Annotated in this window: 18 protein-coding genes; 17 read left to right on the top strand and 1 reads right to left on the bottom strand. The window is 55.4% G+C overall.

All coding sequences use genetic code 11. From position 1 onward, the window contains the following. Positions 1-241 precede the first annotated feature (241 nt). The 5 genes from HG15A2_RS00275 to HG15A2_RS00255 all read left to right on the top strand — a co-directional run bounded on the left by HG15A2_RS00275 (position 242) and on the right by HG15A2_RS00255 (position 5,237). Positions 242-1,930: a hypothetical protein gene (locus HG15A2_RS00275; protein ID WP_145056700.1), complete on the top strand. Its 1,689-nt coding sequence runs from the start codon at positions 242-244 to the stop codon at positions 1,928-1,930. Positions 1,931-2,156: 226 nt separating this feature from the next. Continuing rightward, positions 2,157-3,182 (top strand): matrixin family metalloprotease, encoded by a 1,026-nt coding sequence (locus tag HG15A2_RS00270; RefSeq protein WP_145056698.1) that lies wholly within the window; start codon positions 2,157-2,159, stop codon positions 3,180-3,182. A gap of 48 nt (positions 3,183-3,230) precedes the next feature. Next, positions 3,231-3,779: a cysteine hydrolase family protein gene (locus HG15A2_RS00265; RefSeq protein WP_145056696.1), complete on the top strand. Its 549-nt coding sequence runs from the start codon at positions 3,231-3,233 to the stop codon at positions 3,777-3,779. 134 nt (positions 3,780-3,913) lie between these two features. After that, positions 3,914-4,561: a hypothetical protein gene (locus tag HG15A2_RS00260; RefSeq protein WP_218932211.1), complete on the top strand. Its 648-nt coding sequence runs from the start codon at positions 3,914-3,916 to the stop codon at positions 4,559-4,561. Between the two features lie 112 nt (positions 4,562-4,673). Beyond that, complete coding sequence (locus tag HG15A2_RS00255; protein WP_145056692.1) at positions 4,674-5,237, top strand: hypothetical protein; 564 nt, start codon at positions 4,674-4,676, stop codon at positions 5,235-5,237. Positions 5,238-5,258: 21 nt separating this feature from the next. Here HG15A2_RS00255 and HG15A2_RS00250 read toward each other — a convergent pair whose 3' ends face one another. Next, positions 5,259-5,474, bottom strand: coding sequence for a SlyX family protein (locus HG15A2_RS00250; RefSeq protein ID WP_145056690.1), 216 nt, complete (start codon positions 5,472-5,474; stop codon positions 5,259-5,261). 152 nt (positions 5,475-5,626) lie between these two features. Between HG15A2_RS00250 and HG15A2_RS00245 the strand changes: the two genes are divergently transcribed. From HG15A2_RS00245 to HG15A2_RS00195, 12 genes are all read left to right on the top strand, one after another. Then, positions 5,627-6,004 carry a 4a-hydroxytetrahydrobiopterin dehydratase gene (locus HG15A2_RS00245; RefSeq protein WP_145056688.1) on the top strand — a complete coding sequence of 126 codons (378 nt, stop codon included), beginning with the start codon at positions 5,627-5,629 and terminating at the stop codon, positions 6,002-6,004. 99 nt (positions 6,005-6,103) lie between these two features. Beyond that, positions 6,104-7,108: a YhdH/YhfP family quinone oxidoreductase gene (locus HG15A2_RS00240; protein ID WP_145056686.1), complete on the top strand. Its 1,005-nt coding sequence runs from the start codon at positions 6,104-6,106 to the stop codon at positions 7,106-7,108. After that, entirely contained in the window at positions 7,105-9,366 is a 2,262-nt protein-coding gene (locus tag HG15A2_RS00235; protein WP_145056684.1) for a penicillin acylase family protein, read from the top strand. The genes HG15A2_RS00240 and HG15A2_RS00235 overlap by 4 nt, the downstream gene beginning before the upstream one ends. Before the next feature lie 394 nt (positions 9,367-9,760). Continuing rightward, a complete protein-coding gene (locus tag HG15A2_RS00230; RefSeq protein ID WP_145056682.1) occupies positions 9,761-10,135 on the top strand; it encodes a hypothetical protein in 375 nt (124 codons plus the stop codon). 20 nt (positions 10,136-10,155) lie between these two features. Then, the gene (locus HG15A2_RS00225) at positions 10,156-11,202 is read left to right on the top strand and encodes a nucleoside monophosphate kinase (protein ID WP_145056680.1); all 1,047 of its coding nucleotides are present in this window, start codon (positions 10,156-10,158) and stop codon (positions 11,200-11,202) included. A 101-nt stretch (positions 11,203-11,303) separates the two neighbouring features. Continuing rightward, a complete protein-coding gene (locus HG15A2_RS00220; RefSeq protein ID WP_145056678.1) occupies positions 11,304-11,792 on the top strand; it encodes a hypothetical protein in 489 nt (162 codons plus the stop codon). Positions 11,793-12,270: 478 nt separating this feature from the next. Continuing rightward, on the top strand, positions 12,271-13,344 hold the full coding sequence (locus tag HG15A2_RS00215) for a PSP1 domain-containing protein (protein ID WP_145056676.1): 1,074 nt from the start codon (positions 12,271-12,273) through the stop codon (positions 13,342-13,344). Between the two features lie 90 nt (positions 13,345-13,434). Next, the gene (locus HG15A2_RS00210) at positions 13,435-13,884 is read left to right on the top strand and encodes a Minf_1886 family protein (RefSeq protein ID WP_145056674.1); all 450 of its coding nucleotides are present in this window, start codon (positions 13,435-13,437) and stop codon (positions 13,882-13,884) included. 6 nt (positions 13,885-13,890) lie between these two features. After that, a complete protein-coding gene (locus tag HG15A2_RS23690) occupies positions 13,891-14,037 on the top strand; it encodes a hypothetical protein (RefSeq protein WP_218932210.1) in 147 nt (48 codons plus the stop codon). A 194-nt stretch (positions 14,038-14,231) separates the two neighbouring features. Then, positions 14,232-14,519 (top strand): co-chaperone GroES, encoded by a 288-nt coding sequence (locus HG15A2_RS00205; RefSeq protein WP_145056672.1) that lies wholly within the window; start codon positions 14,232-14,234, stop codon positions 14,517-14,519. Positions 14,520-14,660: 141 nt separating this feature from the next. Beyond that, the gene (locus tag HG15A2_RS00200; RefSeq protein ID WP_218932209.1) at positions 14,661-15,815 is read left to right on the top strand and encodes a prenyltransferase/squalene oxidase repeat-containing protein; all 1,155 of its coding nucleotides are present in this window, start codon (positions 14,661-14,663) and stop codon (positions 15,813-15,815) included. Positions 15,816-16,283: 468 nt separating this feature from the next. Continuing rightward, a complete protein-coding gene (locus HG15A2_RS00195) occupies positions 16,284-18,710 on the top strand; it encodes a DUF11 domain-containing protein (RefSeq protein ID WP_145056670.1) in 2,427 nt (808 codons plus the stop codon). Positions 18,711-19,125: the final 415 nt, after the last annotated feature.

Genomic DNA, 19,125 nt, shown 5'->3' with positions numbered 1-19,125 from the left:
TCCGTCGAAAACGACCCTGTAACGTCAGACGAGTTTTGCTTTGCATAACTCAGAGCAAGAGTCGCCGACGGAGCGCTGAGCTTCAGGAATACTCGACGCTCGCGTGCGGAAGCAGAACACGCCGTGCCACTATTCTATCATGGAGAGTGGCCAAAAGCGGGCACAGAAATAGAAGACAGATGGTCTTCAATAGAAACAGTATAATCTCCTCCAGCCTGTTCCCTCCGAGGAGAGACTTTAGATGAAGTTACAACAATACACATGTGCTGCTTGTTCGATCTCAACGATTCTGCTGCTGAGTTCCTGCACGGGAGATCAATCCAATCAGCAGCCGAACTCTGCAATTGCAGACGGTGATGAGGAGAACCCTCCGCCGGTCCTTGTGAGCACTCCTCAGGCTCTCGCGCTAACGCCGCCAGTAGAAATCGTTCAATCTGGTACGTACGGTGACGGAGGTACGACGTTCGTTCATCTAAAGGACGCTGCAAAGCAAGAACTGATGCTTTGTGTGAGCGAGAATGGGTTCGAATACCTTGTCCCTGGAGATACGCTATTTCTGGATGCGACAAATGCGTGGGTAGCTGGCGCAAGATTGCCGGAAAGTAAGGAAGAAGCAACCAAAGTAGTTCTCACCTTAGAATCTGCCCTGACATCAACGCTTCCAGACGAGCAACGCAAGAAATACCAGAACCAGGGGGAGCCGCTTGAGCACTTCTGGCGTGAGCGTTCTAACAAGTCGGAAGTAGAACAATGGGGGGAGAAGGAGTGGATCACGGAGAATGCCTTCGGTGCCTACCAGCGACTGAAGTCGAAATCTGACTTCTCGATTCTCAATAAGGCAGATTCCGTGATACCGGAGTGGTACTCAAAATATGATGCGTATCGACGCGAGCAACTTGCCGAAGAGCAGCGCACCAAGGATGCAGATACACTCTTCAAGAGCTTTTATCCGGAACAGGCTCGTGATCTGCTTACACTAGCTGCCAAAGAAGGCTGGGCTCAGGTTGAGCCGGAAGGTGCGAACGCGAATTCAGAAGACGAGGACGTCGTCCAGCAGGGAAGGCGACTAGCTGAAGCGGTCGGGGACCCCATCGAATTGGCCGAAATCTCTTGCCGTGCACTCGGTACGCTTAATGAGGACTGGACCCACACGATTCTGAGAGACCGAATCGCTGTCCAGGCGATGCTCACCGTAACCCCCGAACAGTACTTAGAAGCGTTGACGAAGATTGCCGCTAACGAGCAGGCAATGTTGGGTGCCGGCAGAATCTTCTTCTATCATCGTTATGGCAGCAAGCTTGAAGCTGCCATGTGGGAACGCTGGGCACCCGTTCTGGCGAAAGTCCTCCTGGAGAAAGGGGCCGACGACAACAAGGCACGGGTGGTGAGGATCATCACCAACGCCAAGCACCCTGGTGCTCTACCGTTGTTGCGTAAAATCGCTCGTGGTGAAATAGGTGTGGAGCCAGTCTTGCCTGACCCGTCGGACCCATGGCAAAAAGATGAAGAACCCGGATTGAGAGAGACCACGTATCTCGTTCTAGCAATGAGGGAAGTTGAATCTGTGCGCGACGAAATCACCCAGGCTTTGCCAGAGGCAAGCATGAAACAGAACCAAGTCGCCTTGGAAGTCGCCCTGGCACTGCTGGGTGACCCCACGTACTTAAAGAAGCAAAGCTTGGGGCTAGATTCGCACCACATCTGCTTGGCAGCCATCCGAGCGATTGAGCGCTTCGAGGGCAAGCCTGGCATGGACCTGCTCATGTCCGCAGGATTAGACCATCACTATGCCGCAATCGCCAACGAAGCGATATTAGCCGCCCAGCGAATTAGTGGCCAGCAATGGATTCCCGAAGGAAGCGACCACCAACCGCGCAATTTTTCCGACGAGGCAAAAGCATGGTGGCAAAAGAATCGTGACCGCTTCTAGTGAACGAGTGCTTTGGGGTCCTTGCCATGCTCTTTTTTGCAAGCAGCCCAAATTCCCCTAGCAGTCATCGCCTTGGCCCGCTTGCACAGCTGGGAGCCCCCTAAGTAGAAGGGTGAGTTCTGCCTGCGTACAGTCTACAATGCGCTAGAATTTCGTCCTCCCGCCCTGCGGACGGAGGCCCGAACCAAGATTGTTTGAACGCGTGATTTCTGTAAGGAGCTTCGCAATGCGTACTTTGCTTGTCGGTTTCTTTTCAATGGCTTTATGGTTGCTGCTTGTTCACGCATCGTCAGCCTATAACGTCTTTGGCCCCTACCCTTGGGGAGAAGAGGATGAGTATTACCTCAAGTGGGGCGCCATCTTCGCGCCAGGTTCGCCCGGCGGGACCATTACTTGGAGCCTTATGCCTGATGGCACGACGATTGATCCCTCCTTTACTGATCCCAACATTACGGGAACGAGCGACCTCTCTAGTATCCTCAATGGTTTGGGACAAAGCGCAGCCCTGGCAACCATCGAGCAAGTCTTTGACAAGTGGTCGTCGGCGGCAAACATTTATTTCGAGCACGTTTCCGACTCGGGCGAGCCTTTCGCCGGCATCGATGCCCAGCCGTCAAACACCGGGCACATTCGCATCGGTGCTTTTGAAATCGCTGGCTCTGCCGGAGGCGTCGGATACGCGCCACCTCCCAATGGTGGATCGCTGGAGGGAGACGTGCTTCTGAATTCCAACAACACGTTCTTCTTCGACCCCGGCGAAGAGGGCGACCCGATTCAAATCTTTAACGACTTCGAGAGCCTCTTGCTGCATGAAGTCGGACACGCCTTGGGGTTGGCGCACTCAGATGTCTGCTCGGTCATGTCGGCTCATTTCGATTGCTTTCAATTTGTGAATCGCGAGTTGGACCCCGACGACATCGCGGGAATTCAGTTTCTCTACGGGCCGGCTCTACAAGCGGATTTCGACCATAATAATTTGGTTGACGTTAGTGACCTTGGGCTATGGCAAACTGGCTACGGAGCGGCCACTGGCGCGATGGATCAAGATGGCGACGCCAATGGTGACGGCGCAGTTACAGGGAAAGACCTCTTGATCTGGCAAGGCGAGTCGGGTGTCCTCAGCAGTACAGCTCTCAAAGGAGTGTTGGCAGTACCCGAACCAGCGCGGCTCATTGGCCACCTGGGATGGATGATCTGCTTTGCTCTTACTCGGCGCCGTCAGGCGGTATATCGTTTCTCCCGGCTAGCGTAGTTCCCAGTCCCTTTCAATCACAATTCATCGAACGAAGGCAATCCCAACATGTCACGAGCACTCTTGGTCATCGACGTACAGCGCGAGTATTTTGATGGTGCGCTGCCAATCACACATCCAGCGGGGCATCTGGAGACCATTCTGCGGGTAATGGACGAAGCCGCCAAGGCGGGCGTGCCGACGGCAGTGGTGCGACACCATCAAGCCGATCCTGAGTCACCAATCTTTCAACTGAATTCCGACATGTGGCAGCTTCATCCCGAGGTGGAGCAACGCCCCAAGGATGTCGTCATCGACAAACAGCTACCGGGCTCGTTTACCAATACCAGCTTGGCTGAGTGGCTGGAGAGCGTCGGCGCGGACACGATTAGCATTGCCGGTTACATGACGCACATCTGTTGCGACACGACAGCCCGACAGGGAGCTCATCGAGGTTTGAAAGTCGAGTTCCTCAGCGATGCTACGGGAACTCTGGATGTAGAGAACGAGGCGGGCGCCGCCACCGGCGAGCAGTTGCAAACCTCCACACTGGTCGCACAGCAGATGTTCATCAGCGAAGTGATCGGGACGCAAGATTGGCTTGCGAGACTTACATGATTCGTCCGGGTTCGCGGGAACGGCTAAGCCACAAGCGGCAATAGTAGTGTGGTGGCCGCTGGTAGTGGAGATATCTTAGACATTTATTTTCCGAAGAATTTGACAGGGAGCCTCTACGACCTAGTCTTGCGGATATGCCACTCACGCAAGGCGGGACCTTCGGAATGACGACTGCTAGCCCTTCGATTCTCGACTCTACGCTCGCTGATGACCTCGACGACTGCTCGACCGAAGTGACTCCGCCGGTCGAGCCTTCATACGCCCATCCCTTTGCTGGCGAGCCGTTGGCCGCCTGCGTTGCAGAAAGCTCGCCTTCAGGGTCCGATTCTCTTGTGGGGGGCGGCATGGCTGTCTTTGGAGCGCTGACCCTCTTCTGGTCGTTGCTATTGCTACTAAAGCCGGAAGGGTCGCATCTCGCTGGCGGACTTGTGATGGGTGCCTTCGGTGGATTGTTACTGATGGGGGGTCTCTATGTCCTGTTCCACAAGACTTTTGGGGCTCGCTGGGGAATCGCGGTGTTTGCTGAGGGTATCGAGATTATCCGGAGAAACTCCTCGCAAACGCTACTCTGGAACGAAATCAACAAGGTACTAACCTTGGAGTTCTTTCCGCACCGCGACGCTGGGATGGTTCTGGTGGTTCGCGTCGAGCCAAGCAAGGGTCGTGAAATCAAGTTCGATACAAACTTCGGTGGCGATCCTGAAAAAGTGATTCACTATCTAACCACTTGCTGCGACTACGTCGTTCGCAACCCAAGTGGGTATACCAAACGAAACCAATAGTCGTACAAACTGACTGGGATTCGCTCCAAGGCATCCCGCAATACTGCCAAGTACCCAACCGTCGATCAAGTTGAGATCGAACCACCGATATCGCGGCAATGCCGGTAGAACTATGTTAAATACAAACGACGATCGCTTTATTGAATGCCCCGATTTGCCGCAATACGGCAACCAAGTGACTTGCTGTTTTGCCCGACTGCCCCAATCTGCCGGTACTTTGGTTGAGTGCGGGATCGGGTTTGTCGCTTTGCTTTGCACATCGGTTGGCATCCGAATAGGTGTCAAAGCGTTTCCAGAGAATATCAATGTTCAAATCGCATTCGGTGCGATTTGCGTCGTCGTAGCGATCGCCCTCTGGTACGCAGCACGCACGGCACTCATGGACGCACAAAAAGATGCTCTTTTCGTGTTTGAGGGCGGCGTGCACCTCAATGAGAAAGTGCTCTACATGGTGCCTTACGGACAGCTCTTCACGCTCAACACAGGAATGCGACAGGTGTCGCTGCCCTGGCGGGTTTTGAAACGGCTTCAGCTCACCGATACTCAGCACGATGGTCAGAAACATGTAGAGGCATCACTACAGCTACCCGACGGTCGCACCATGAGTCTCTCTACATCTGATGGCGAAGAATCCGCCATGGCTATTCAGACGATCGCGCAGAACCTCATCGAATAACTGCAGCCGATACCCTTAAAGCTAGTAGTGCGGTGGAGGCTCGTGCGGTAGGTCTTCGCCTAGCGAGTTGCTTAGCCGTTCGACCGTCTGCTCGCTGGTGGCTAGCTTGCGTCGCAAGTTCGTGAGATCTTGCTGTTGACTCAAGATCACCTCGTTGAGTTGCTCGACCTGCTGCTCGAGAAACGCTAGTCGCTCCTCTACGAGGATTAAACGTGCCTCGGCGTCGTTCTTTGACATCGATAATTGCTCTCGGCTTGGGATCGGCTTCACCCGAATCGGCTGCAAAATCGCTAGACTATTCGCTGGACTAGTGACTCGAAACCCTGATAATAGCAGTTTCTCATACCGTGTTCAGCAGATTGCGGTAGAACTAGCGAAAGGAGTTTAGCATGGCAACCCAAACCCCTGAGCCCCAGTCCCCGGAAACATTAACCAAGAAGAAGTGTGAGCCCTGCGAAGGGGGCGTTGATCCTTACACGCGCGAACAGTCCGAAGCGCAGCTGAAGAATCTGCCGGGGTGGAAACTCACCGACGACGGCCAGCGAATTCGCAAGCAGTGGACCGTCAAAGACTTCATGGCGGGCATGGACTTTTTCAATAAGTGTGCGGAGGTGGCCGAAGCAGATGGGCACCATCCAGACCTGCATATCGAAGGCTATCGCAACGCGTCGGTCGAACTGTGGACGCACGCCATCGGTGGTCTTAGCGAGAACGACTTTATCCTCGCAGCGAAGATCGACCAACTGCCGATTGAAACGAAAGAGTGAGTGCGACTTCCTATTTGCAATCCCCACAAACCCTACGGCATGCGCCGGAGGCTAGTGTTGGTGTTCCTTTTTTTGGCATTCACTTGGCGATTTTGAATCATGATCCCTACTGAACCTTTTTCCTGTTTGATGGTGCGGCGCGAAGATGATGAGGTGCGTTGCAAGATCGAAAGCATCACTGTCGACGATCTACCACCAGGCGAAGTTTTGATCCGCGTGGAGTACTCTTCGCTCAACTACAAGGATGCGCTCGCTACACGCGCCACCAGGGGCATTGTCGAGAAATTACCCCACGTACCGGGCATCGATTGTGCAGGAGAAGTCGCGGCCAGCGATGCGGCTGACTTCTCCCCCGGCGACCGTGTGCTGGTGACTGGCTATGGTCTGGGAGCTTCTCACTGGGGCGGCTTTGCTCAGTATGTGCGAGTTCCCGGCGAATGGGTCGTCCCTCTGTCACCTGGACTCTCAACACGCGAAGCGATGACTTATGGTACAGCCGGATTCACGGCCGCCCAGTGTGTCATGGCAATCATCAACCAAGGAGTGAAGCCCGACGACAGCGAAATCGTAGTCACCGGGGCTAGTGGCGGCGTGGGTTCGCTTGCCGTCGCGCTGCTCGCAAAACTAGGGTACAACGTCGCCGCCGTAACTGGCAAACAGGAACTGGCCGACGAACTGCTGGGTCTTGGCGCGTCTCGTATCTTGGGACGAGATGATGTGAATGACGACTCCAAAGGTCCGCTGCTTCCTGCAAAGTGGGCCGGAGCTGTCGACACGGTGGGCGGAAATACCCTGGCAACCTTGCTACGCAGCACCAAGCACCGTGGTTGTGTGGCCGCTTGTGGTTTGGTCGGCGGCGATCAGCTACCACTGACGGTCTACCCTTTCATTCTGCGAGGCGTCACGCTCGCAGGCATCGACTCCGCCAAGTGCCCGCGAGAGCCGCGATTAGATATCTGGCAAAAACTATCAACGGAGTGGAAACTAGACGTACTGGACTCGCTCGCCAGAGAGATTACGCTAGAGGACTTGCAGAAGGAAGTCGAAGCAATGTTGGACGGTAATTCCCGCGGTCGCGTGATTCTGCGGATGGGAGAGGGATGACGCAACTCGCTATGCTAAGACCTCACCGCTTGCGGGGGGGGCTATTGGGGTTCTGGTTGCTCTTGCCCCTGGCTTGCCTCTCCGCAGTTGCGTTTCTAACAGTGCTGCCACACGCACAGGCTCAAGCGAAGGAAGCTCTATCGCAATCAGTTGCCGAAAGCCTCGCACCGCAAGTCACTATCTACCGCGACGAGTACGGCGTGCCTCATATCGTCGGCAAAACCGATGAGAGCACCATCTTCGGTTTTGGTTACGCCCAGGCAGAGGACTTCCTCTGGCAAGTAGAAGATTCCTACTTGCTTGCGCTCGGTCGCTACTGCGAAGCGCATGGGCCGCAAGGTTTGAATTCCGATCTGCTGAATCGGGCCTTCGAGATAGCGCCCCGTAGTCAACGCGACTTCGCAGCGCTCGACGAACAAACGAGGCAACTGCTCACAGCATTCACCGCGGGCATCAATCACTACGTGCAGACTCACCCAGATGCGAAGTTGCGATTGCTGAAGCAGTTCGAACCATGGCACGCGCTGGCGCATCACCGGCAGATGGCATTGGAGTTGGCGTTTCGCTTCACCGGCTTAGGCAATGACTACCTGCCGCGGAGGAATCCCCACATTTGGACCGCCACGGGTAGCAACGGCTGGGCGATTTCCGGCCAGCGCACCGACAGCGGCAAGCCGATGCTGCTGGCCGCCCCGCACATGCCATGGCACGGTTTTGCTCAACTGGCCGAGGCGCATCTCACGAGCCTCGGTGGTCCAGAAGGCAAGCGTTGGAACTTTATCGGCGCCCATTTCTACGGCAGCCCGGTCTTGGCACTGGGGCATAATGAACGCCTCGGTTGGACACTTGTGAGCAACAATCCAGACATCGCCGACCTTTGGCGGGTCAAGTTCCCCAGTGAGAGCAAGCCGCTGGAATACCTGTACGATCAGGGAGTGCGAAACGCAACCGAGTGGAAAGAAACGATCCGCGTACGGAAATCGCGCGGATGGGAAGACCGCGAGTTCACTTTTCGCAAGACACACTACGGGCCGATTGTTGCCAAGGACGGAAACAGTAGTCTCGCAGCGCGGATCTCTGGGCTGTATGAATCCGTGCCGATGCGACAAAGCCTGCAAATGATGCGTGCGCAGAACCTCGATGAGTTTCGCACGGCGCTTGCGCCCATGCAGATTCTCTATATGAATGTCATCTACGCCGATGTGGATGGTAACATCATGGCGCTCTATAACGGGCGCATTCCGCGGCGCAACCCTGATTTCGATTGGAGTAAGCCGGTTGATGGCTCGAATCCGGCGACCGCGTGGCTAGGCATTCACTCCCTGGAAGAACTGCCCACCGTACTCAATCCGGCGGCCGGATTTGTGCAAAACTGCAATTCATCGCCGCTAATCACTACCGATGGCGACAACCCCGCGGCCGAGGATTTCCCGTCCTATATGATTCGCGATGTCGGAGTACGCAATCGCCGTGCGCTGCGCTCACTGGAAATCCTGCGCGGCATGCAGTCCACCACGTTCGACCAGTGGCAAGCCGCTGCGTTCGACACGCAGGTTTACTGGGCAAAGCATGAGTTGCCGAAATATGCGGACCATTTGGAAGCGTTGAAACAGACCCAACCAGAGCAAGCCCAGAAAGTACGTCCCTATCTGGCACATCTCCTCGCTTGGGATGCACGCATCACGCACGACTCGACGGCTGCGACTTTGTGCCATGCCTGGTACGAGGAACTCTACGGCCAGAAGTACCCCGGCGAAACGCTGCGCAAGAAGTTCCAGGATCACCCAGATCTGCAGCTGCTCGCGCTGGTACGCACCGCTGAGCGACTTCAAGCTATGCACGGCACCTGGCAGATTCCCTACGGCGAGCTCTATCGGACTCAGCGAGAGTCTCATGTTGCAGATCTGACCGACGCGCGTTTCGACGATACGGCCGACAGCCTGCCCTGCATCGGCGGGCACGGGCCGATGGGCGTTGCGCTGACGCAATATTACACGCCAAGCGTCGATATTCCGCTGGTGATCTCGCAACGACGGCGCTACTCGCTAGTCGGCAGCTCCTATCTCGCGGCCTACGACTTCTCGCAAGAGCCCGTTCGGGGAGCAAGCGTTGTAAACTATGGCACGAGCGGCAAAGCAAATTCGCCACACTATTTCGATCAGGCGAAGCTACTTTCCGATCAGAAGATGAAACCTGAGCGCTTTACGTTGAAAGATGTGCGCAGCAGTGCCGTGCGAAGCTATCATCCGGGGGAGTAACATAGGTGTGCATCGTTACTGCGCACGTGAAACTTAAGGACCACTAATTCACGCTAAAGTATGCTAATGTTTATTAGCGTAGTTTAGTGATCATTAGCGGTCCAAAATTTGATCGCAAATCCCTGTGCGAGGTATGCCTCGCTCCACTAGTCAGCCCCACCGCATTGATTAAAGCGATTGAATTGCGTCTATTGTAAGTGTCTCCAGCGAGCCTTTAGAAAACAGCATGACCGATACCAACCAGCTTCCGCCCAACACGCTCTACATCGAAGTCTCGGGCGCGGGCCTTCCCGAAGTGGATGGGCTATTCGTTTCTTCCGATGGATACTAAATGCAATCCTTCTTGAATATCACTCGACTCCCATACGAAGAGCCCCACCATGTCAATTTAGTAGTGTCGGCCGGCAAACCAAATACACAAGTCGAATTCGAAATCTACGCGAACGCAACTGACTTAAACCATGCTGCAGTATCCCTTACTGGGTTCCCTGGGACGGACAATCATTCATTCACATGGGAACTTGGATCCGAGAATCCACGTGACCGTTTTGCGTTTTATTTCCGTCTACGCGTGTTCCAGTTGTCGCCAAAGGGCTGTTGCGCCATCGAACTGCGCTTCAATAACAACCAGAAACCGCCGGATCAAAAAATAGTTGAGTTTTGCATCAAGGCTCCTCTTGCCGACTTTGATCGACTTGGGGCGATGTTCACCACCTTCAGCCGGCTTGAAGACCTTACAATGGAGTGGACCGTTTCTTCCGCTGAATGAAAGTATGAATTAAGGATCCTATGACCGAATCATTCGAACTCGTGCCGAACACGCTCTACATCGAAGTCTCGGGCGCGGGCCTTCCCGAAGTGGATGGTCTATTCGTTCCCTCCACGGCCCCGCCCGCGGAATCGGAATCAGGGACCGTCTCGACTCTTGGCTATTGGAACGGCAAGCTGGCGTGGGATCGGGCCGATGGTAAGTCTGCACGCAGCCCCGCGTTGTCCTACTCCAATACCTACAAGTCGTGGCGCATATGTCGGCTTGACGGTCACCTAGCCTACGACGCAACCTGTGATGAGGAACTACCACCGACCGATCGCGAGTGGCACGTTTACAAAAAGGGGGTCGCACCTGCCCCGCAGGTTGTGCTGCACCACTTCGACCCGCGCGAGCCGTGCCCCCCACCTAACGTAGTGTTCGTGCTCGGTGGCCCTGGCACTGGGAAAGGCACGATGTGCGAACTGGCCGAGTCGCAACTCGGCTGGACACACCTCTCGATGGGCGACTTGCTCCGCGAAGAGCGCGAGGCGGGCGGGCCAACTGCCGCGGAGATTGAGAAGATCATGACCGCTGGCAAGTTAGTGCCCAACGAAATCACCGTGACCCTGCTCAAGAACGCAATGGAGCACCTGACTCGCACGACAGGCAAGAGGAACTTCCTGCTGGATGGCTTTCCCCGCTCGCTCGACAATTTGGAAGGCTGGTACGAAATCTTCGGCCGGGAAACCGAGCTTCCGAAGATGTTGTACCTCACGTGCCCCAAGGAAGTTCTCGAAAAACGCATTCTAGCCCGCAGCAAATACTCCGGCCGCAGTGACGATAATGTGGAAAGCATGAAGCTACGCTTCGACACGTTCCAAGCGGAAACGCTACCCACGGTGGAGTTATTCAGGAGCAAGAACAAGTGCGCCGAGATCGACGCCAGCAAGGCGCGCCAAACAGTCTACGAACTCATCGTCGGTCACTTGGCTGAGTATACCGATGAAAATCATGCCGCGAAGCCTCTGACTGAGAGAGCCGAGATGCTACTGGGACTGCGGCCTTGGCCTGAAAAGAAGATTTAATGGTGGCGGGAGCGAGGTACTTGCAAATGCTATTACTGCTCGGCGGCGCACCGCGTGCGGGGAAATCGATTGTCTCTAGGGAGTGCGCCCGGCAAACAGGAATGCCTGTCCTTTCACTCGATACGCTGATGATGGCGCTGCACCACTCCGTACCTTCGCTAGAGATTGATATTAGGGCTGAACCTCCAGTAATCGGTGAGACCATGTGGCCGATCATTCGGGCATTTGCTGAGTGTGTGCTGGGGTCCGAAACTGACCACCTGATTGATGGAGACATGCTGCAAACGTCCCAGGTGGCGTCGCTTCACGCTGCTGGAGGCGACCAAGTGCGCAGCTGCTTCATGGGCTATCAACACATCGACCCCCAACAAAAGTTTGCCGACATCCGGCAGCACGCAGGCCTACCGAACGACTGGCTCAGCGATAGTTCTGATGAGCATGTGCTCGAAGTCGCTGAGTTCGGGATTCGCTACAGCCAATCGCAAAAAGTGCAATGCGACCAATTGGGGTTAAAGCACATCGATTGTTCCACGGATTTTGAGCGTTCAATCGAGGAGGCAGCTGCACACTTGGTGGGTAGTATTCATTAGACGTACCGCCGACTGAGAGATCGGAAATGCTGCTGGGACTGCGGGCTTGGCCTGAGAAGTAGATTAGAGGGTGACATTAGTGACAGGCCCCACAACCAAAGAAGTCCGTGAAATACGTCATCGTCTCGCTGCGTAACTTGACCAAGACTAGGATTGCATAGTTGCCGATCTGCCGCAGTGGCTCTGACCCAATTAGCTGACAGGGTATCTTTTGACTCGCAGTCTGCCGATTTCGCACTGAAGCGTAAAGTCCTCGAACTTGTTCAGTTAGATTCCCAGATCGGGCGGCACATCGCCAAATGGGAGCAGTATTCCTAGAAGGCATCACTCTGGGACTGCTAGCGGGCCGGCCTCTCGAAACCCACCATCTACACGACATAGCGGTTTTGGCAAAGCTGCGGTATATTCAAGGGAGTTGTCACACCATTCATCGCCCACCCACCGTTTCGCGCCTGGGCGCTACCTATAGATTCCGATCATGCCCAAATACGTTGTTCGACATGGAGTCATGCGCAATCTCGGCGTGTTCGGGGTGCGCGGGAGCGATACCTACGGTCGCGGGGCGGAAGTGATTGCCCGCACGAGTCGTGGGCTCGAAACAGGCGAAGTGCTTTGTGAAGCGACTGAGCATGTGGTTTCGCAAATGAAGGAGCCCAAGCATGGGCAGATTCTTCACCTGCAGACTGAGGCCGACGTGAGCGAGCTTCGTCGACTTCACGACCAGGAAAAACTCGAACACCAGGCCGCCGCAGAACGAATTGTCGAGTTGGGCCTGGAGATGCAATTGATCGACGTCGAGCGTCTGTATGGCGGCGAGCGCGTCGTGGTGTACTATCTGGCTGAAAATCGGGTCGATTTTCGCCAGTTGGTGAAAACATTAGCGAAAGAATTTCAAACTCGTATCGAGATGCGGCAAATCGGCGTGCGGGACGAGGCAAAGCTGCTGGCCGATTATGGCGACTGCGGCAAGCCGGTCTGCTGCAATACGCACCTTTCTGAGATGCCCCCCGTGTCGATGCGTATGGCAAAGCTGCAGAAGGCAACTCTCGACCCCAGCAAGATTTCCGGCCGATGTGGTCGACTTAAGTGCTGTCTGCGGTATGAGTACGAGACCTATCAGGACCTGCAAAAAGACTTGCCACCTATCGGCTCGGAGATTATCACCAATAATGGTAAGGCGAAGGTCCTGGCTCATGAAATCCTTGCCGGGCAAGTTTTGGTACAAAGCGAGGACATGCGGCGCGTAATGATTGACGCATCGGAAGTTCTGACGATAGTAAAACGGGGCGGCCAGCCGAAGAAGAAGTCTAGCAAGCCGGCACAGCAGTCGTCTGACACGAAGCAGTCTGGCAAAGGTGCAGAAGCTGAAACCTCTGATTCCAAGGTCCCTGAATCGAAAGCAAGCGAATCATCCGAGGCAGCAGGGGATGCTTCGTTAGAGAAAACTGCAAAGGAACAGGTTGATTCCGAGCCAAACACTCAGGCGATCAATCAACCCTCCGATGGCGAAAGCAGTGGTGATGGCGATGACAGTACGCTAACTAGAGATTGAGCCTATAATTAGAGCTGACGATTTATTTCTCCATAACTCAAGGCAAGCTTCGTACCATGAAGCTCGCCCCCAAGGTATAATAGAATAGCCATGGTCAATCCCGATCACCCACTTGCTGAATTGCTCGCTCGCGACGTTCGTTATAAATTCGAGGCGTACCTGTTCGTGTTCGAAGCGCTCAAATACGCGCATGAAGAACTCGGCATGGGTGCCACCGATGAGGATACCAGCGAGGTTGGCGCTGAGGACGACGAAGAACACAATCGTCATCTCTCCGGGCAACAATTGTGCGAAGCAATTCGCCAGTATGCTCATCAGGAGTACGGCTACCTTGCTCAGGAAGTCCTCCGGCATTGGGGCGTAACCAGAACAGGCGACTTCGGCGAGATCGTGTTCAACTTGATCGACATCAAGGAGATGCGCAAGACGCCTGAAGATCGCCGGGAAGATTTCGAGGACGTGTACGACTTCGACGACGCCTTCCAGCGCGGCTTTCAATTCTCCTCGGCCGACGCCAGCGAAGGGCCCCGCTCGAAGTAGCTCACTATGTCCAGCAAGACCAAGGTGGCTAGCGGTGATGCACAGGCCGGCACACTCGTTAGGCCCCAGCCACGCTCGAAAGTGCAGCTTGTAATCTCTGGGACGCTCGTCCTCGCCTGGTTAACGTTGCTGGCTTGGGTTGCTTACGGTTGATTCTCGCGATTCGCTCCGCGAATCGTATCTCAAGCGGTTTAACTCTTAGAAACTTCAAATCCTGGCATAATTGGTGCATCATTCCATGATTCGCAGAGCGATTCCCGACATTCTTGGTCCGTTGACTTCCAGCCGGGGCTAACTTCCAATAGTTGTTCTGAAATTTGTTTCCCTCCACCAGAGTAAGTTTTGCTATGAAGATCGTGCCCTTGGGCGATAAGTTGGTCATCCGGCGTGAGTCGGCCGAAGAGAAAACCGCTGGCGGCATTTTGTTGCCTGACAGTGCGAAGGAAGCCCCGCAGCAGGGCCGTGTGTTGGCCGTGGGCGATGGCCCCCAGTTGCCCGATGGCTCGCGAGCTAGTCACGAAGTGCAAGAAGGCGACCGAGTGATCTTCGGCAGCTACGGCGGTACCGAAGTGTCTATTGACGACGAGGAGCTGCTCATCCTTCGTGCGGACGAAGTTCTTGCCGTGCTGCGTTAGAAGTATTTTCTAACGGCTAGCGCGCGGTACAATAGGTAGTCCACATGGTTTCCTGCTCGCAATGTTTGAACCGCGCTGCAAGCAACGTGGCGAAATGATTGGACTGCTGATTCCTGGTAAGCGCCCATAAGGATTCATTGCATGAATACCAAGTTCTTCGTTATCGCACTTGCTTCGCTGATACTTCAATTTTCGACTACTGCGCACACGAGTGCGGAAGTGGTGCTCGATCAGGAACCTTCGATCGAAGCGAGTACACCAAATAGCGATTCGTTAGAGCAAGCGGTTGAGCAGGGCGCTGCGTTCCTTGCGAAGTCGCAGGCGGCAGACGGTTCGTGGAGCAACAAGTCTGGCACCGGTGTGACATCACTTATCGCCGCTTCGCTGCTAGCCAATGGTCGCGCGGCTGACGATCCGGTCGTGGCCAAGGCGCTGACGTTTCTCGAGCGTAACGTGCGCGACACGGGTGGCATTCATGCCGTGGACTCACGCTATCGCAACTACGAAACGTGCCTCGGCATTCAATGCCTGCTGCGTGCGAACCAAGACGGCAAGTACGACTCGGTTCTGAAGAAAGCCGAGCACTTGATTCGAGACATCCAGTGGGATGAAGAGGAAGGTTACAACCGCGAACATGAAGGCTACGGTGGCGCGGGCTACGGAAGTCACAATCGGCCCGACCTTTCGAACACTTCGTTCCTCATGGAAACGCTTAACGAACTAGGTACCGATGCCAACGACCCGGCCATGTATCGGGCGTTGGCCTTTGTCTCGCGAACCCAGAATCTGCCAAGCGAGCACAACCAAACAGAGATTGTCAAGAAGAATCCCGATGGCGGGTTCTACTACACACCTATCGCCGGCGGCGCAAGCCAAGCGGGCGAAACAGAGAACGGCGGCCTGCGGAGCTACGGCTCGATGACCTACGCCGGGCTAAAAAGCATGATCTATGCAGGTGTAGACCGGGACGACCCGCGCGTGAAAGCCGCCTCGGAGTGGATCGCCAAGCATTACTCGCTGGAAAGCAACCCGGGGCTCGGCTCTGCGGGTTTATTCTACTACTATCACACCTTCGCCAAAGCACTGCACGCCCTCGGCAAGCCGACCCTCACGGACGCGGCTGGCCAGAAGCACAACTGGCGGAGCGAGCTCATTAAGACTCTCTCCACTCGCCAACGCCCCGACGGTAGCTGGGCCAACGACAACGAGCGCTGGTTGGAAGCGGATGCGAACCTTTCCACCGGTTATGCGCTGATGGCGCTGTCGTATTGTCGGGAACCGGGTGCCTTGGAATAGCATCATTGTCTGTATGAAGTATTTGCGACTATCGCTGCTTGACTTACTATCTTTGGTAACTTGTGTCGCTATCGGAATGATTCTCTTTCCGATTTTTGTGGAGAGGGGTTTTCCGAGTACTGCTCCTTCGGCAGAAGTTCTAGGAAACGATGGCTTGGATTATGCGATTATCAGCCTCAAAATCGGCGGAGCATTTCTAGGAAGCATAGTTTGGGTAACTTTCTTGGCAACGAAGCGACGCAAGTAATCCAAATCCGTGGCATCCGTGTGATCCGAGGCTTTGCTCTTGCCTAGACTTCTGCTAGCACCGCGTGGGACTGCTCTTCACCCACAGCGGCGGATTTTGTACTTACCCGTTCTTGTCGCAGAAGGTTCGCGACGAGTGACGCATTCAGTACGCCCTTTTCGCGACAGTAATTCCCTGTCGCAACGCGGCACTTACCCACGATTAGCTACGGGACCAAATCGATGGACGACAAAACACTTGGTAGTCACACGCTTAATCAGCTAACACTGGGCCCCCAACGACGTTGGGCTCGCGACACCGCGCGACGCGTCGCACCCTGGGCGCTTTCGCTCGGGCTCTTTGGTGCGGGTGGCTGGAGCGTTTATCAGATGGCGCTCCCAGTAGCAGATTCAGACTCAGAACAAGCTAGTGTCGATTCTTCGGTGCGAAGCGAACAAATCGAACAATTGTTCGGCAGTTCGGCCCCAGCACAAAATGTCCCGCCCGCGAACGATTCGTATTCGCAGAACAACTACACCGATCGCTACACTGCTCCGCCTTTACCGCCAGCGGTTGAGGTTCCTGAGTTGGCTGAGGTAGAAACCAAAGCGGAAACAACAGCACAATCCGAGGACGACGCAGCGAATCCGCAAGCGGCTATTGATCGTTACTCGGCACACACCGCGACGCCGGAAACTGTGGAAGAGCAGGAAGTGACTCGTGGGCAGAATCCTGAGGAAGGAAATCCACTGCGGGGCTCACAGCAAATCGATTTGGTAAGTGCAGAAGAATCACGGGCCGCGTTCCGTGATGATCATGTCGAACAACCCCTACCTGCGAAACCACTTCCAGTAGCTGCTCGACCACGTGACATGAATAACGCATTACCCCCGGCTCAGCCGCTGGCCGATTCTCGTTATGGAGGAGGAGAGTCTGGTCCTATCTCCGTCGGTGCAACGCCTACATTGGCTGACGCCCCGACGCCAGACTTCCGCTCGACTGGCTCTACCCAGCCAGCCACTCAGGCACCAACGCCAGCGCCTCCGATGCCAGTCTCCCAGGAGCAGCCTTCCTATCTTGCCAGTCAAACGCCGCAGAACGGTTTGAGCGACAACGACCTTCGTGAAACGCAAACCCTGGATGACTCGTCGTACGACCACACCCCTAGCTCGAACTACGGTTCCGCTGCACAGCCTACAGCACAGGCCTCGACACTGCCATCTTCGCCGTTGAGCGCCGTGACACCTACACCCGGGATCAATAGCACTCCCGGCACTGGTCGTCCGGGCGAGCGGGTGCTGGAAGGTGCACAAAGCCCATCGATTGCTATTCAGAAACTGGCTCCGCCTGAAATTCAGGTGGGCAAGAAATGTACTTTTGCCATTCGCGTCAAGAACATCGGGCAGCGTGCCGCTCAAGGTGTGGTGATCTTAGACGAAGTTCCACTAGGAACCCAACTTGTAGGCACCTCGCCTCGTGCGAATGTCGCTTCCTCGCAGGTGAAGTGGGATTTGGGCACCTTGTCTGTTGGCGAAGAGCGCATCGTCGAGATGGAGCTCATGCCTACCGACGAGGGCGAGCTGGGGAGTGTTGCAACCGTTACCTTTGCCGCACAGGCTTCCGCCAAATCGCGATCCACTCGCCCTGAATTGGCCCTGCGAATGAGTACCAAACCACGCGTGATGGCTGGCGACCGCCACCTTGTGCAAATCGAGGTGAGCAACCCAGGGACCGGCGACGCCACAGGAGTCATGCTGCTAGAAACCTTGCCACAGGGTGTGTCTCACGAAGCGGGCACCGCTCTGGAGTTCGAAATCGGTACTCTGCGTGCCGGCGAGAGCCGTAAGCTGGATCTCGTGCTGAATGCCGAGCAAGCGGGCGTCATCGAAAACATCATGACCGCTCGTGCAGATGCCAATCTGGAAGTGACTTCGAGCTGCGAGTTCGAGATTATTGCTCCCGATTTGAAACTCACCGTCGACGGCCCCAAGCGCAAGTACTTGGAACGCCCCGCCACGTTTGTCGTGAACATCGACAATCCGGGCACAGCCGCTGCGAAAGACGTGCAGTTGGTCACTCAACTGCCCAAGGGATTGCAATTTGTGAGTGCCAACAATCTGGGCGAGTATGATTCGGCCACGCATAGCGTTTACTGGAATCTACCGGAGTTACCGGCCAACGAACGGGGCAGCGTAGAGGTCACAGCCTTACCCGTAGAAGCAGGTGCCCACACCGTGAAGGCGGCCACGCGTTCTGAGCAAGGCCTGGAAGATCGTGCCGAGAGCCAACTGCAGGTCGAAGGTCTAGCCGCACTTAAGTTTGTGGTGGTGGACTTGGAAGATCCCATCGAAATCGGCGGCGAGACGAGCTACGAAATCCGGGTCATGAACCAAGGCAGCAAAGCAGCGGCTAATGTACAGATCGTGGCGACGCTCCCTGAAGGCATGCGAGCAATCGATGCCCGCGGCGAAACGCGTCACTCGATTCAAGGCAATCGCGTAGTGTTCAGCCCGCTGGCACAACTCACCCCCAAGGCGGAGAGTGTCTACCGCATCCAAGTCCAAGGCGTGCGTCCCGGCGACCAGCGTGTGAAGGTGCAAATCACGACTGACGAGATACAGAACCCGATTACGAAGGAAGAGAGTACGCGGGTCTATGCGGATCAGTAAGCAGTGGAAGAGTGAGTAGGGTCCGCTGTGCGGACCTTAAAGAACCACGTTCAGCGCTCCATCCGCTCGCTGGGTGTGTAAGCCGTTGCTCGCTCAACCATCAGCTGGGATCCCCCCAAAGTACACCGCGTCCGCCTTGGTCCGCACAGCGGACCCTACGAACAGCTTCTGTTTCTTGTGATTTCTGCCCACAGAATGCTCGTAACTGTCGCAAATGGAACTGACTGCGACCCTGGCTCTAAGCCGCAAACCTTGACATTCTAGGCCCTCGCTGGGTACTGTGAATGTGGGGAATTCATGCAGTGCTGGTGCCTTTCGACTGTCATCAAGGCAGACGCGACTCTTCAGTTGGCACTGGCTCCGTAACTCACAGACGAAAGCCCATTCGATGACGAAGACCTATTCAATAAACCCG

The sequence above is a fragment of the Adhaeretor mobilis genome (assembly GCF_007741515.1).
Taxonomy (GTDB): domain Bacteria; phylum Planctomycetota; class Planctomycetia; order Pirellulales; family Lacipirellulaceae; genus Adhaeretor; species Adhaeretor mobilis.
This window is presented reverse-complemented; position numbering and strand designations above follow the sequence as displayed.

Coding starts and splice junctions, on each gene's coding strand:
- HG15A2_RS00265 (WP_145056696.1), top strand. CDS start 3,231: ATGTCACGAGCACTCTTGGTCATCGACGTACAGCGCGAGTATTTTGAT.
- HG15A2_RS00255 (WP_145056692.1), top strand. CDS start 4,674: ATGTTAAATACAAACGACGATCGCTTTATTGAATGCCCCGATTTGCCG.
- HG15A2_RS00245 (WP_145056688.1), top strand. CDS start 5,627: ATGGCAACCCAAACCCCTGAGCCCCAGTCCCCGGAAACATTAACCAAG.
- HG15A2_RS00205 (WP_145056672.1), top strand. CDS start 14,232: ATGAAGATCGTGCCCTTGGGCGATAAGTTGGTCATCCGGCGTGAGTCG.
- HG15A2_RS00275 (WP_145056700.1), top strand. CDS start 242: ATGAAGTTACAACAATACACATGTGCTGCTTGTTCGATCTCAACGATT.
- HG15A2_RS23690 (WP_218932210.1), top strand. CDS start 13,891: ATGTCCAGCAAGACCAAGGTGGCTAGCGGTGATGCACAGGCCGGCACA.
- HG15A2_RS00210 (WP_145056674.1), top strand. CDS start 13,435: ATGGTCAATCCCGATCACCCACTTGCTGAATTGCTCGCTCGCGACGTT.
- HG15A2_RS00220 (WP_145056678.1), top strand. CDS start 11,304: ATGCCTGTCCTTTCACTCGATACGCTGATGATGGCGCTGCACCACTCC.
- HG15A2_RS00195 (WP_145056670.1), top strand. CDS start 16,284: ATGGACGACAAAACACTTGGTAGTCACACGCTTAATCAGCTAACACTG.
- HG15A2_RS00215 (WP_145056676.1), top strand. CDS start 12,271: ATGCCCAAATACGTTGTTCGACATGGAGTCATGCGCAATCTCGGCGTG.
- HG15A2_RS00240 (WP_145056686.1), top strand. CDS start 6,104: ATGATCCCTACTGAACCTTTTTCCTGTTTGATGGTGCGGCGCGAAGAT.
- HG15A2_RS00225 (WP_145056680.1), top strand. CDS start 10,156: ATGACCGAATCATTCGAACTCGTGCCGAACACGCTCTACATCGAAGTC.
- HG15A2_RS00270 (WP_145056698.1), top strand. CDS start 2,157: ATGCGTACTTTGCTTGTCGGTTTCTTTTCAATGGCTTTATGGTTGCTG.
- HG15A2_RS00200 (WP_218932209.1), top strand. CDS start 14,661: ATGAATACCAAGTTCTTCGTTATCGCACTTGCTTCGCTGATACTTCAA.
- HG15A2_RS00235 (WP_145056684.1), top strand. CDS start 7,105: ATGACGCAACTCGCTATGCTAAGACCTCACCGCTTGCGGGGGGGGCTA.
- HG15A2_RS00260 (WP_218932211.1), top strand. CDS start 3,914: ATGCCACTCACGCAAGGCGGGACCTTCGGAATGACGACTGCTAGCCCT.
- HG15A2_RS00250 (WP_145056690.1), bottom strand. CDS start 5,474: ATGTCAAAGAACGACGCCGAGGCACGTTTAATCCTCGTAGAGGAGCGA.